The organism is Arthrobacter agilis (assembly GCF_006494655.1).
Lineage (GTDB): Bacteria > Actinomycetota > Actinomycetes > Actinomycetales > Micrococcaceae > Arthrobacter_D > Arthrobacter_D agilis.
Genome location: NZ_VHIM01000001.1, coordinates 259,732 through 272,690 on the forward strand (window position 1 = coordinate 259,732; position 12,959 = coordinate 272,690).

Here is a 12,959-nt window from a genome sequence, read left to right on the forward strand (position 1 = left end):
CCAGCGAGAATTAACACCGCGTCCGTCCAGCGGAAACCTGCCGGACATGCTGGCAGCACCCGTCGGGACGGTACGTCACTCGCCCAGGATCTCCGCGGCCCCCATCCACTGCCCCTCGAGGTCGTCGATCTCGGACTGCAGCTCCGCCAGGCGTCCGTTCAGGCCCGCGATGTGCTCGAAGTCGGCGTCGGCCCGGGCGCCGGCTTCCTCCATCTGTGCCTGGACCTTGTTCTTCTGGGCGTCCACCTTGGTGATCTGCCGCTCGATCCGCGCGAGGTCCTTGCGGGCCTGCCGCAGGTCCGCCTCGGACGAGGTTCCGGTGGACCCGCCGCTGATCGCAGGGGATGCCGCGCTGCCGGTCGCGGTCATCGGGCCGGCCGCGTTCCGCAGCTCGAGGTACTGGTCCACGCCGCCGGGCAGATCGCGGAGACGACCGTCGCCGAGCAGTGCCATCTGCGAGTCGGTGACGCGCTCGAGCAGGTAGCGGTCGTGGGACACGACCACGAGCGTGCCCGGCCAGCCGTCCAGCACGTCCTCGATCGCCGAGAGCGTGTCCGTGTCGAGGTCGTTGGTGGGCTCATCCAGCATGAGGACGTTGGGCTCGCCGACGAGGAGGCGCAGCAGCTGGAGGCGTCGCCGCTCGCCGCCGGACAGCTCGCTGACCCGGGTCCACTGCTTCTCGTTGGTGAATCCGAGCTGCTCCACGAGCTGGCTGGCGGAGACCTCCTTGCCGCCCACCGCGAACACGCGCTTCTCCGACTCGATCACCTCGATGACCCTCATGTCGCTGACGTCGTCGAGCTCGCGGACCTCCTGGGACAGCACGGCGGTCTGGACCGTCTTGCCCTTCTTGACCTTGCCCGCGGTCGGCTGCAGCTCGCCGTTGAGCAGGCGCAGGAGCGTGGTCTTGCCCGAGCCGTTGACGCCGACGAGCCCGAGTCGCTGGCCCGGCGCGAGCTGCAGGGTTATCCGGTCGAACAGCGTCCGGTCCTGGCCTTCGCCGTCGGTGATCGCGAGGCTCACGTCCTCGAGGTCCAGCACGTCCTTGCCCAGCCGGGACATGGCCATCTTGCTGAGGGCCAGCGAGTCGCGGGGCTCCGGGACGTCGGCGATCAGCTCGTTCGCCGCCTCGATGCGGAACTTGGGCTTCGCGGTACGGGCGGGCGCGCCGCGGCGCAGCCAGGCGAGTTCCTTCTTGACGAGCTGCACGCGCTTGGACTCGACGACGGACGCCATGCGGTCCCGCTCGGCGCGGGCCAGCACGTAGGCAGCGTAGCCACCGTCGAAGTCGTCGACGACGGCGTCGTGCACCTCCCACGTGTGGTTGCAGATCTCGTCCAGGAACCACCGGTCGTGGGTGACCACGAGCAATCCGCCCTCGGTGGGACGCCACCGCTGCTTCAGGTGCTTCGCGAGCCAGGCCACGCCCTCGACGTCGAGGTGGTTGGTGGGCTCGTCGAGCATGATGACGTCGTCGTCCCCGATGAGGAGCTTCGCGAGCGCGACGCGGCGCTTCTGCCCCCCGGAGAGGGAGGACACGCGGGCGTGCCAGTCGACCTCGGAGACGAGGCCGCCCATCACGTCGCGGATCTTCGGGTTCGACGCCCACTCGTGGTCCGCCTGGTCGCCCACGATCGCGCGGCCCACCTCGAGGTCGCCGTCGAGCACGTCCGACTGGTCGAGATAGCCCACGGAGACGTCGCGCCGCTTGGTCACGCGGCCGGAATCCGGGACGCTGCGCTGCGCGAGGAGACGCATCAGGGTGGACTTGCCGTCGCCGTTGCGCCCCACCATGCCGATGCGGTCGCCGTCCTCGAGTCCGAGGGACACGGTGTCGAGGATGGTGCGGGTGACGAAGGCGACGCTGAGGCTTTCGGCGCCGAGGAGGTGTGCCAAGAAGATACTGCTTTCGGTTGGGCGGGTGCTGCGGGGTCAGCCCGCGTGATCCGCGGTGATGCGCGCCCCGTGGGCCGGGCCCTGGACGGAGGTGGCCTGCAGCCCCTCGTGGGTGAGGAGCGTCTCGAGTTCGGCCGCGTGGGCGGGATTCTGTGCGAGGAAGGCGACCGTGGGACCTGATCCGGAGACTATTCCGGCCAGTGCGCCGGCGGCCCTTCCGGTCTCAAGGATATCGCCCAGGGCCGGTGCGAGTTCCAGCGCCGCCTCCTGCAGGTCGTTGTGCAGGAGGGGTGCCAGCGCGAGCGCGTCCCCCGCACGCATGGCGCCGAGGATGGCCGGGTCGATCTCCGGCTGCGCATCGGGCTCCACACCGTTCCGCAGGCGGAGGGCGTCGAGCGTGCGGTACACCTCGGGGGTGGACAGCCCGTAGTCGGAGGTCACGAGGACCAGGTGCAGGGGCGTCTTCGAGATGGCGGGCGTCAGCAGGTCCCCCACGCCGAGCCCGACGGCGGTACCGCCCACGAGCGCGAACGGCACGTCCGCACCGAGGTCGACGGCGATCTTGGCCAGTTCGTCCCGGGAGAAGCCACTGCCCCACAGTGCGTCGCAGGCGAGGAGTGCCGCTGCGGCATCCGCGGACCCGCCGCCCATGCCGCCCGCGATGGGCACGCGCTTGGTGATGTCGAGGTGCACGCCGGAGTGTCCCGGACTCACCTCGGCCAGCAGTTCCGCTGCACGGACAGCGAGGTTGGAGCTGTCGAGGGGGATGCTCGCGGCGGGCAGGTTGAGGGTGCCCTGGCCGTTCACGGTGACACTGATGCCGCCGGCCGTCTCGGTCGCGGTGACCTCCTCGTAGAGCGACACGGCGAGGAACACGCTCGCGATGCCGTGGTAGCCGTCCTCGCGCGGCGGCCCGACCTTCAGGGAGACGTTGATCTTGCCCGGCGCGGTGACGCGTACGGAGCGTGCGCGGGAGACGTCGGTGCGTCTGTCGATCGTTCTGCCCGAGACCATACCCACCAACCTAGCCCACCGCTCAGTGCCCCGCGGGTGCGTCTCCGGAAGCCCCGGACACGTCGACGCGGGCCTCGGCGATCCTCGCGAACGCGGTGACGTCGAGCACCTCGCCGCGGGCGGTGGGGTCCACGCCGGCGGCCCGCAGCGCCTGCTCGGCGAGGACCGGTGACCCCGCCCACCCGGCGAGCGCGGCGCGGAGCGTCTTGCGGCGCTGGGCGAAGGCGGCGTCGATGACGGCGAAGACCTGCTCGCGCGTGGCCGTCGTGACCGGTGGCTCGCGCCGCGTGAAGCGCACGAGGCCCGACGCGATCTTGGGTGCAGGCCAGAACACGTTCATGCCGATCACGCCGGCCTTTGCCATGCTCGTGTACCAGGCGGCCTTCACGGACGGGACGCCGTAGGTCCGTGAACCGGGCGGCGCGGCGAGGCGATCCGCCACCTCGTCCTGCACCATGACGAGTCCGTGCCGCAGCGACGGGAAGCGCTCGAGGAGGTTCAGCACCACGGGGACGGCGACGTTGTACGGGAGGTTGGCGACGAGCGCGGTGGGCTCGTGCGGCAGCGCGGTGACGCGCAGCGCGTCCTCGAGCACGACGTCGAGCGCAGCCGCGCGGTCCGGTCGCCAGGCAGCGATGGTGTCCGGCAGCTTGCGTGCGAGGACGGGGTCGATCTCGACGGCGACCACGCGCTCGGCGGCGTCCAGCAGTCCGAGGGTCAGCGATCCGAGCCCGGGGCCCACCTCGAGCACGGTCTCGTCCGTCCCGAGTTTCGCGGACGCGACGATCCTGCGGATGGTGTTGCCGTCGATCACGAAGTTCTGGCCGAGGGTCTTCGTGGGACGGATGTCGACGTCAGCCGCGAGTCGCCGGATGTCTGCGGCTCCGAAGAGGGGTGCGGGCGGTCCGGCGGCGGGGGGCATGGTCACCGTGTCATCGTATCGGGCCGGCGGTCAGGGGCAGTGACAACGCGGGCAGTGACAAGGAAGCGGTCACCGCGGGAGGGAATCGGCGGCGCCCGAGGGGAACCCTGGTCTCAGGAGGGTTCCCGGCGCCGCCGACCCGCTCGGAGGCAGCCTCCTCGCTAGAAGATCGGGCTGCCGGTGCGCCGTCCCTTCCGGTCTCAGGAGAAGGGATCAGCGCCGGGGCGTGCCGGCCGCGGTCGATGACGGGCGGGCAACGCTCCCTGCCATGACAGTACGGAGGCACGGTTCCGGCGGGCACGAGTGCGCTCCACCCGAGTTGCAGGACCGGTTACTCGGTCCGGCCGCACGACTACCCGAACCCGGAGGCCGGCAGGGCCGTCACTCCACGTCCCAGCGTCCGTACACCGCTTCGGTATTGGTGTTCAGCCGTACGCAGAGGGCGTCGACGTCCGTCTCGAGGACGGCCGCCATGGCGCGGACCGTGACGGGCATGACATAGCTGGCGTTCGGGCGGCCCCGGTGCGGGTGCGGCGTGAGGAACGGCGCGTCCGTCTCGACGAGCACCAGCGCCGGATCCGCGACGAGCAGCGCTTCCCGGAGGTCGGCGGCGTTCTTGAAGGTGACGGTCCCGGCGAAAGACATGTACCACCCGTGCTCGTTGCAGATCCGCGCCAGTCCGGCGTCGCCGGAGAAGCAGTGCAGCACCACGCGTTCCGGCGCACCGTCGCCGAGCAAGGTGGACACGACGTCGTCGTGCGCGTCGCGGTCATGGATCTGCAGTGCCTTGCCGAGCCGCTTGGCGATGTCGATGTGGCTGCGGAAGGAGGTGAGCTGGCTTCCCCGTCCGTCCTCCCCCGTGCGGAAATAGTCCAGGCCGGTCTCGCCGAGCGCCCGCACGCGCGGTCCCGCTGCCAGCTGCTCGATCTCCGCCAGGGCGTCCTCGAGAGCGCCCGCGCCGGCGAGCAAGGGGGCGTCGTTGGGGTGGAGCGCCACGGCCCCGAGGAGGCGGGCGTCCTGCTCGACGACGGCCGCCGTGAAGCGCGACGAGGCGAGGTCCGTCCCTACCTGCACGGCGGCCCTGACACCTGCGGCGGCGGCGGCGTCCAGCGCGTCGGTCAGCGTCACGTGGACGTCCGGCGCAGGGCCGTCCCCGATGTCGAAGTGCGTGTGATTGTCGATCACGGGTACGGCCAAGGGCTCCGGCAAGGCCGGGAAGCCGCCCTTCCGCCGCCGCGCCGCGGCAGCGCCGTCGTCATCCGCGGGTCCGGACCCTCCGGGTGGAACCGGCTGCGGCTCACGGAAAGCCGGCGGGGTCTCACCGGGCTGGAACCCTGCGCGGGTCGGGAGTGGACGGGAACACATGCACCCAGCCTAGCCAGCGGGCGGAACTTATCTCCCGGAGCACAAGTTGACCTAGTAATCTGTTGATTCATTCAGCCCGGTCTGTCCTGCCCCGCGTCGGAGAGTTCGCGGCCGCTCCCTGCGTGTCGAGACCCGGCAGTCGCCGCGTCCCGATGCGTCAGCCGCACGCATGGAAGGTGCCCATGGACGTCCAGCACAACATCGCCGAGGTTCCAGCGGATCTGCGATCGGCAGGCCCGGACGGCCCCGGAGCGGATTTCCACGACATCAGCACGAGGATCCTCCGGTCCATCGAGACCGTGATCGACGGCAAGCCCGACGCCGCGCGCCTCGCCCTGACGGTGCTGCTGGCCCAGGGCCATCTGCTCCTCGAGGACGTGCCCGGCGTCGGCAAGACGATGCTCGCCAAGACCCTGGCTCGGACCATCGACTGCTCCGTCAACCGCATCCAGTTCACCCCCGATCTCCTTCCGTCGGACGTCACGGGCGTCTCGATCTTCAACCAGGACTCGCGGCGCTTCGAGTTCCGGCCGGGTCCCGTGTTCGCGAACATCGTGATCGGTGACGAGATCAACCGCGCGTCGGCGAAGACGCAGTCCTCCCTGCTCGAGTGCATGGAGGAGCACCAGGTCACCGTGGACGGTCACACGCACGTGCTCGGCGACCCCTTCATGGTGGTGGCCACGCAGAACCCCATCGAGATGGAGGGCACGTATCCGCTGCCGGAGGCGCAGCGCGACCGCTTCATGGCCCGCATCTCCATGGGCTACCCGGATGCGCGCGCCGAGGCGGACATGCTCGAGTCCCACCAGTCGGTGAACCCCCTCGAGGTCATCCGGCCGGTGGCGAGCGTCTCGGACATCGCCGGCATGATGCGGCAGGTCCGCGGCGTCTACGTCTCGCCCGCCGTCAAGGACTACACGGTGGCGCTCGGCCGGGCGACGCGCGAGCATCCGAGGCTGCGACTCGGCGCCAGCCCCCGCTCGCTGCTCCAGCTCCTCCGGGCGGCGAAGGCCGGCGCGGCGCTCGAGGGGCGCGACTTCGTCCTTCCGGACGACGTCGCCGCCATCGCCGACGCCGTCCTCGCTCACCGCCTCCTGCTCGACCGCAAGGCCACCAGTGCCGGGGACACCGCCTCGACCATCGTCGCGGATGTCCTGTCCCGGGTGCCCGTGGCCCGCGAGGCGCAGCGACGATGACCGCTCGAGTCCTCCTCCCCTGACCCGCGACGGATACCCGATGGCCCTTCTCGACAGACTCCCCTCGCGAATCCTCACCGCGCGCGGCTGGGGCTTCGTCCTCACCGCCGTCGTCGCCCTGCTGGCGGCTCAGGTGCTCGGGCGCCGCGACCTCCTCTACGTGGGCATCCTCCTGGTGGCCCTGCCCCTCGCCTCGATCGTCGTCCTCCGGATCGTGAAGCCCAACTTCACCGTGAGCCGCCGCTTCCAGCCGCAGTCGATGGAGATCGGCTCGACGACGACGGTCACGCTGTCCCTGACGGCCTCCGTGGCGGGCGGCGCCAGCATCTCGATGGAGGAGCGGCTCCCCTCCCGCTTCGGGCAGGCACCGCACTTCACCTATCCGTCCCGCAACCCCACGCGCGACGGCGTCTCCCTGTACGAGTACCGGTTGAGGTCGGCCTCCCGCGGGGTCTACGACATCGGCCCCGTGACGGCCGAGTTCACCGACCCCTTCGGCCTCGGCATGTCCCGCCACGAGCTCGGCGCCACCGACGCCCTCGTGGTCACTCCGGCCCCGTGGACCTCCTGGCCACCGCGCTGTCCGGCTCCCGCGGCAACGACGGACTGGCGGCCACGCGCCGTCAGGCGAATCCCAGCGATGACGACGTCATGACACGCGAGTACCGGCATGGCGACTCGATGCGCCGGGTGCACTGGGCGGCCACGGCCCGCCACAGCGAACTCATGGTGCGGCAGGAGGAATCCGTCACGACGCCACAGGCCACGCTGCTGATGGACCAGCGCCATCACAGTTTCAACACGGGCTTCAGCGCAGCGTTCGGGACGGACGGCAGCGGGCTCTCCACCTCCCCCACCTTCGAGTGGGCCGTCACAGCCGTGATGTCCGTCAGCGCCCACCTGCTGGAACGGAACTACGCCCTGCGCTTCCTCGACCAGCAGGGCGCACCCGCACTGCTGCACTCCCCGTCGGCGCCCTTCCCCACCGAGGAGGAGCACCACGGTCCGGGAGCCGTGGCGGGCATCGCCGAGGGCCTCGCGGCTTTGGAGCTCGCTCCCGAGTCGGGCCGGCGCGGGCAGGCCGAGGAGCATGCGGGCAGCACCGTGGTGCGGGCCGGCGAGGCGGCACGGTCCGCGGCACGCCGCGTCCGTCGGACGACGGCGGAGACGGCACAGGCCGCGCCGCACGCCGCCTTCGGCGACGATCTCCTGGACAAGCTCGTCGCCACCCGTCACCGCGGCCCGCTCATAGCCCTGCTCGGCATGATCACCCTCGAGGAGGCGCGCTCCCTGGCATCGGCCTCCGACTACGGCTCCGTGTCCTACGCGATCCTCGTCTGCGAGCGGCCCGCCGATGCCCGGCGCCAGCTCGAGATCCTCCGGAACGCCGGCTGGCATGCCTCGGCAGCTTCCGCCGCAGCGTCCCTCCCCGCCGTGTGGGCCGGGCTGGAGAGCATGGTGGGCGGCGCGTCGACGTCGTCGTCCGCGCCCGGCGGCGGGCAGTCCGCGGGAACGTCCCGCACCGCCCATGACACCACCTCCAGGGGAACCGCATGACCTCGACCCTGTCCCGTCCGGCGCCTGCCCCTCCGCAGGAGCGCTCACCGGCCTCCCGCAGCGCCGTCGCCGCTCCCTGGCACTGGGCCGTGACCGGGGCCGCGCTCCTCGCGGTGCTCGCTGCCGCGACCAGCCTGAACGGCGTGGTCGAGCCGTGGGCGTGGCTGCTGCCCACCCTCCGGACGCTCGTCCCCGTGCTCCTGGCGATGGCGGTGAGCCGGACCCTCCGGCTGAACAGTCTGATCACCGCCCTGGTGGGCGTGCTCGCGCTCGTCGGCTCCCTCACCGCCCAGTTCTTCCCGCGCGAGAGCATCCTGGGCCTCGTACCGGGCCCGGGGAGCTCGCTCGAGCTGCAGCGCCTCCTAGGGCAGGCGGAGGAGACGGTGGTCTCGCAGGTGGCGCCGGTCCTCCCCAGCGCGGGCATCTTCCTGGTGATCTGCGCAGCGCTGGGGCTCGTCGCGATCGTCGTCGACACCTTCTCCACGAGCATGAGGATGCCCGCCGCCAGCGGATTCGCTCTGGTTCTGGTCATGGTCTCGCCCGCGATCGTGAAGCCCGACGGCGTGGGCATGTTCGCCTTCGTCGTCACCGTGCTGGCCTTCCTGCTGCTCCTCGCCGTCGCCCAGTGGCGCGAGAACCGCATCGCGTCGGGCGGCGCGCGCGCATCGTCGGGTTTCGCGGGCAGGAGCGCGATCATCGGCGCGGCCGCACTCGCCGTGACGGTGATCCTGCCCCTGTTCGTGCCCGGCTTCAACTCCGGTGCCTTCCCGCAGGGCGCGCGGCTCAACGTGTGGGGCAACGCCACCGGCCTCAACCCGGCCGTGACGCTCGGGAACGACCTGCGGAACCCGACGGGCTTCGGGCGGATCACCTACGCGACGAATTCGAGCACACCCGTCTATCTGCGCGCCGTGACACTGGAGGACTTCGGCGGCCGGCGCTGGGAACCGAACCAGCGGATCAACGACCGGGAGACGGGTGTCGCGGAGCTCGGCACCGAACTCGGCGTACCGGCCGACGCTCCCGCCCGCACCACCGTGTTCACCGAGATCACCACGCAGAGCTACGCGAGCCCGTGGCTGCTCTCGCCCTATGCTCCGGTGGGCGTCTCGAACCTCAGGGGCACCTGGGCGTGGGATCCGTCCAATCTCTCGGTCCTCGCGACCGACGGCGGCTCCACCGCGCGTCAGGAGTACGTGGTGGAGAGCCGCTCCGCGAGCCTCACGCGCGAGGGGCTCGGCGCCATCGGGCCGTCCGACCCCGACGCCGTCCCGGAGATCTTCACCGAGCTGCCGAACGACACCCCGGAGATCGTCCGGACGCGCACGGAGGAGATCGCGGGCGCCTTCGTTAACCCCTACGACAAGGCGCTGGCCATCCAGAACTATCTGCGCGGACCGGAGTTCACCTACTCCGTCGAGGCACCGGTGGACGGCGGGTACGACGGCAGCAGCATGGATGTGATGGCCCGATTCCTCGAGTCCAAGTCCGGGTACTGCGTGCACTATGCCGGGACCATGGCGGTCATGGCCCGCGCAGCCGGCATCCCCAGCAGGGTGGCGGTCGGCTACACGCCCGGCAGCCCCACGGGCGGCACCGAGGCCGGCCCCGAGGACACGGAGCTGAACGAGTTCGTCGTCGACTCGCGCAATGCGCACGCCTGGCCGGAACTGTACTTCGAGGGTGTGGGCTGGGTGCAGTTCGAACCGACTCCGTCGCGCGGCGTGGTGCCCGGGTACGCGCAGCAGGCCTTCTCACCCGTGGGACCCCGCGCCGATGACGGCGACGCCCTGAATCCCGGCGGGATCCGGGACCCGTCCGGGGACACGGACGCCTCGGCCGAGGCGACGGACGAGGCCGAGAGTCCCGGTGCTCTCGGCCGGCGCGACGGCGCACGTCCCCTCACGGGGCTGCTCGCCCTCGCGGGGATCGCTGTCCTCGGGCTTCTCCCGCTCCTGCTCCGGGGCACCCGCACCCGCTCCCGGAGGCGCGCCGTCCAGCTGACCGAGAGCGCCGCCGGCCGCGAGGGCGCCGCTGGCATCGGGGGCGCGGCCACCGCGGCGTGGGCGGAGACCACCGAGATCGCCGGCGACTACGGCTACCCGCTGGAGCCGACGGATACGCCGCGGATCTTCGCGGGACGGCTCGCCGCTTCGGCCGAGCTCACGGCCGAACCCGTCCGCTCCCTCGCGAGGCTGCGGACGGCCTACGAGTACGAGGAGTACGCGGAGCAGGGCCTGCCCGCGGCTGACGCCGCCCCCGGCAGGGCGGACCAGGGCGGTCGGCCCGTGACCGTGTCGACGCGACCGGCCACCGCTGCCCGCTGGCAGGACGTCGACACGGTCACCCGCGCCCTGCGCAGCAGCAGTTCCCTGGCCACCCGGCTCCGTGCGCGCCTCTTCCCGCAGTCGCTACTCAACCGGTTCACGGGCGGTCGGCACTGATGGCGGCCTCCGGCGCCGGGGCCGCCGGTCAGGAGGCGTACGGGTCCGCAATCCCCACGTACTGCGTGTAGAGGTACTCCTCGATGCCCTCGGCTCCGCCCTCGCGGCCGAGACCGGACTGCTTGACGCCGCCGAAGGGAGCGGCAGCGTTGGAGACGACGCCTGCATTGAGGCCCAGCATGCCGGTGTCCAGCCGCTCACCGATCCGCAGTCCGCGGTTGAGGTCGCGGGTGAAGACGTAGGCCACGAGCCCGTACTCGGTATCGTTCGCCAGCTCCACGGCCTCGTCCTCGGTGCTGAAGGTGATGATGGGAGCTACCGGCCCGAAGATCTCTTCCTGCATGATGCGCGCGGACCGCGGGACGTCCGTCAGGACCGTGGCCTGGTAGAAGTAGCCGTCCCCCGTGACCGGCGCGCCACCCGTGACGGTGCGTGCACCGTCCCCGACCGCCGCGGTGACGAGGTCGTGCACCTTGTCACGGCTCTTCCGGTCGATCAGCGGCCCGAGCTTCGAGGACTCCTCGGTGCCGCGCGCGGGGGTCATGGCCTCCATCCGCCCTGCGAGTGCCGTGGCGAACTCCTCCGCCACGGACTCGTGGACGATGAACCGGTTGGCCGCCGTGCAGGCCTCGCCCATGTTGCGGAGCTTGGCGAGCATGGCGCCGTCGACGGCCGCGTCGAGGTCGGCGTCCTCGAACACCACGAAGGGTGCGTTGCCGCCGAGTTCCATGGACGTCCGCAGCACGTTCTTCGACGCCGCCGCCAGCAGGCTGCGACCCACGGGCGTGGAACCCGTGAAAGAGAGCTTCCGCAGGCGCGGGTCCTCGATGAGGGGTCCGGTGACATCACCCGCCGTCGTGGTGTTCACGATGTTGAGGACACCCGCCGGCAGGCCCGCCTCCTGGAGGACGGTCGCGAACAGCGACGACGTGAGGGGCGTGAGGTTGGCAGGCTTGAGCACCATGGTGCAGCCCGCGGCGATCGCCGGCGCGATCTTGCGCGTGGCCATCGCGAGGGGGAAGTTCCACGGCGTGATGAGCAGGCACGGCCCCACCGGCTTCTTGCTGACGAGCAGCCTCGACTTGCCGTCCGGTGCCATCGAGTAGCGCCCGTTGGCCCGGACCGCCTCCTCCGAGAACCAGCGGAGGAACTCGGCACCGTAGGTCACCTCGCCGCGGGCTTCGGCCAGCGGCTTGCCCATCTCCAGGGTCATGAGGAGCGCGAACTCGTCGGCGCGCGCGATGACCAGGTCGAAGGCCCGGCGGAGAATCTCCCCGCGTTCGCGCGGTGCGGTGCGGGCCCAATCGGCCTGGGCGGCGACGGCGGCGTCGAGCGCGGCCATCCCGTCCTCGGGCGTCGCGTCGGCGAGGGTCAGCAGGGTGCTGCCGGTCGCCGGGTCCTCGACGTCGAAGGTGGCCCCGGACGACGACGGCCGCCAGTCACCACCGATCAGCAGGCCCGTGGGGACCTTCTCGAGGACGGCCTTCTCCTGGTCGGCTGTGACAGCCATGCTGAGCTCCTTCGCGACGGTGGCGGGACGCGGTCCCGCGGGTACTTTCCACGTCACGCTAATCCGCTGCGCGAACGAGTGTCCACTGCAGGGTGCACGGCGGATCCGTACTGCTGCTGGACGAATGCACAGCGCGTCAGCGGGCGGCGATCACCGCGGCGTACAGCTCGCGCTTGCTCACCTGGCTGTTGGCCGCGACCGCGGCAACGGCGTCCTTGAGCCTCATCCCGCTCTCGATCAGCGATGTCACCTGGGCCACGTGGTCCTCCGGCCGGGTGGGAGGGGTGTCCGGCGCGCCGGCGACCACGACGGCGATCTCGCCGCGCACCTCGACGGCCTGCGCCCACTGCAGCAGCTCCAGGAGCGAGCCCCGGACCACCTGCTCGTGCACCTTTGTCAGTTCGCGTGCCACCGCTGCGGGACGCTCGGAGCCGAAGGCCTGCTGCAGGGAGCGCAGCATCGGTTCCAGGCGGTGGGGAGCCTCGAAGAACACCATGGTGCGCCGCTCGGCGGCGAGGTCGGCGAGCCGGCCCGAGCGGACCCCCGGCTTGCGCGGCAGGAAACCCTCGAAACAGAACCTGTCCGTCGGCAGGCCCGAGAGCGCGAGAGCGGCGAGCACCGCGGACGCCCCCGGTACCGCGGTCAGGTCGAGGCCCTCGGCCACGGCCGCCTCCACGAGGCGGTAGCCGGGATCGGAGACCGACGGCATGCCGGCGTCGGTCACCATGAGCAGCGTGGCGCCGTCGCGCACGAGGTCGAGGAGTTCGGGGGTGCGCTCGGCCTCGTTGTGCTCGTGGTAGCTGATGACCCGGCCCGTGACCGTCACGCCGAGGGCCTGGACCAGCCGGTGCAGGCGGCGCGTGTCCTCGGCCGCGACGACGTCGGCCGTGGCGAGCAGCCCGACCAGACGCTCGGTGGCGTCGCCCATGTTGCCGATAGGGGTCGCGGCGAGGACGATCCGGCCGCGGCCGCTGCCGTCACCGGCCGTTCCGCGGTAGGCGGGGATCGGGGGTCGCGCCTCAGGCCGCTCCACGGTCCCGTCCATCGTGTCG

General features: G+C 71.4%; 10 protein-coding genes. 4 read left to right on the forward strand and 6 right to left on the reverse strand.

The window, feature by feature from the left end:
* Nucleotides 1-75: 75 nt before the first annotated feature.
* The 4 genes from FJV46_RS01140 to FJV46_RS01155 form a co-directional block, all read right to left on the reverse strand.
* Nucleotides 76-1,896: an ABC-F family ATP-binding cassette domain-containing protein gene (locus tag FJV46_RS01140; RefSeq protein ID WP_087030974.1), complete on the reverse strand. Its 1,821-nt coding sequence runs from the start codon at nucleotides 1,894-1,896 to the stop codon at nucleotides 76-78.
* Between the two features lie 36 nt (nucleotides 1,897-1,932).
* Nucleotides 1,933-2,910, reverse strand: coding sequence for a 4-(cytidine 5'-diphospho)-2-C-methyl-D-erythritol kinase (locus FJV46_RS01145; RefSeq protein ID WP_087030977.1), 978 nt, complete (start codon nucleotides 2,908-2,910; stop codon nucleotides 1,933-1,935).
* Between the two features lie 22 nt (nucleotides 2,911-2,932).
* On the reverse strand, nucleotides 2,933-3,832 hold the full coding sequence (gene rsmA, locus FJV46_RS01150; RefSeq protein WP_087031890.1) for a 16S rRNA (adenine(1518)-N(6)/adenine(1519)-N(6))-dimethyltransferase RsmA: 900 nt from the start codon (nucleotides 3,830-3,832) through the stop codon (nucleotides 2,933-2,935).
* 381 nt (nucleotides 3,833-4,213) lie between these two features.
* A complete protein-coding gene (locus FJV46_RS01155) occupies nucleotides 4,214-5,197 on the reverse strand; it encodes a TatD family hydrolase (RefSeq protein WP_087030979.1) in 984 nt (327 codons plus the stop codon).
* A gap of 182 nt (nucleotides 5,198-5,379) precedes the next feature.
* Between FJV46_RS01155 and FJV46_RS01160 the strand changes: the two genes are divergently transcribed.
* From FJV46_RS01160 to FJV46_RS01170, 4 genes are read left to right on the forward strand one after another with little or no spacing between them, the layout of a single operon-like run.
* A complete protein-coding gene (locus tag FJV46_RS01160; RefSeq protein WP_179195229.1) occupies nucleotides 5,380-6,396 on the forward strand; it encodes an AAA family ATPase in 1,017 nt (338 codons plus the stop codon).
* Between the two features lie 40 nt (nucleotides 6,397-6,436).
* Complete coding sequence (locus FJV46_RS15450) at nucleotides 6,437-7,051, forward strand: hypothetical protein (protein WP_232008602.1); 615 nt, start codon at nucleotides 6,437-6,439, stop codon at nucleotides 7,049-7,051.
* Nucleotides 6,955-7,953 carry a DUF58 domain-containing protein gene (locus FJV46_RS01165; RefSeq protein ID WP_232008601.1) on the forward strand — a complete coding sequence of 333 codons (999 nt, stop codon included), beginning with the start codon at nucleotides 6,955-6,957 and terminating at the stop codon, nucleotides 7,951-7,953. Before FJV46_RS15450 ends, FJV46_RS01165 begins: the two co-directional genes overlap by 97 nt.
* Complete coding sequence (locus FJV46_RS01170) at nucleotides 7,950-10,397, forward strand: transglutaminase TgpA family protein (protein WP_087030986.1); 2,448 nt, start codon at nucleotides 7,950-7,952, stop codon at nucleotides 10,395-10,397. The genes FJV46_RS01165 and FJV46_RS01170 overlap by 4 nt, the downstream gene beginning before the upstream one ends.
* Nucleotides 10,398-10,425: 28 nt before the next feature.
* Here FJV46_RS01170 and FJV46_RS01175 read toward each other — a convergent pair whose 3' ends face one another.
* Complete coding sequence (locus FJV46_RS01175) at nucleotides 10,426-11,907, reverse strand: NAD-dependent succinate-semialdehyde dehydrogenase (RefSeq protein WP_087030989.1); 1,482 nt, start codon at nucleotides 11,905-11,907, stop codon at nucleotides 10,426-10,428.
* Between the two features lie 136 nt (nucleotides 11,908-12,043).
* Nucleotides 12,044-12,952: a 16S rRNA (cytidine(1402)-2'-O)-methyltransferase gene (rsmI, locus tag FJV46_RS01180; RefSeq protein ID WP_087031893.1), complete on the reverse strand. Its 909-nt coding sequence runs from the start codon at nucleotides 12,950-12,952 to the stop codon at nucleotides 12,044-12,046.
* Nucleotides 12,953-12,959 lie beyond the last annotated feature (7 nt).

Bases quoted from the DNA above. Each gene is read 5' to 3' on its own strand.
- FJV46_RS01145 (WP_087030977.1), bottom strand. From the start codon at position 2,910: ATGGTCTCGGGCAGAACGATCGACAGACGCACCGACGTCTCCCGCGCA.
- rsmA (WP_087031890.1), bottom strand. From the start codon at position 3,832: ATGCCCCCCGCCGCCGGACCGCCCGCACCCCTCTTCGGAGCCGCAGAC.
- FJV46_RS01155 (WP_087030979.1), bottom strand. From the start codon at position 5,197: ATGTGTTCCCGTCCACTCCCGACCCGCGCAGGGTTCCAGCCCGGTGAG.
- FJV46_RS01160 (WP_179195229.1), top strand. From the start codon at position 5,380: ATGGACGTCCAGCACAACATCGCCGAGGTTCCAGCGGATCTGCGATCG.
- FJV46_RS15450 (WP_232008602.1), top strand. From the start codon at position 6,437: ATGGCCCTTCTCGACAGACTCCCCTCGCGAATCCTCACCGCGCGCGGC.
- FJV46_RS01170 (WP_087030986.1), top strand. From the start codon at position 7,950: ATGACCTCGACCCTGTCCCGTCCGGCGCCTGCCCCTCCGCAGGAGCGC.
- FJV46_RS01175 (WP_087030989.1), bottom strand. From the start codon at position 11,907: ATGGCTGTCACAGCCGACCAGGAGAAGGCCGTCCTCGAGAAGGTCCCC.
- rsmI (WP_087031893.1), bottom strand. From the start codon at position 12,952: ATGGACGGGACCGTGGAGCGGCCTGAGGCGCGACCCCCGATCCCCGCC.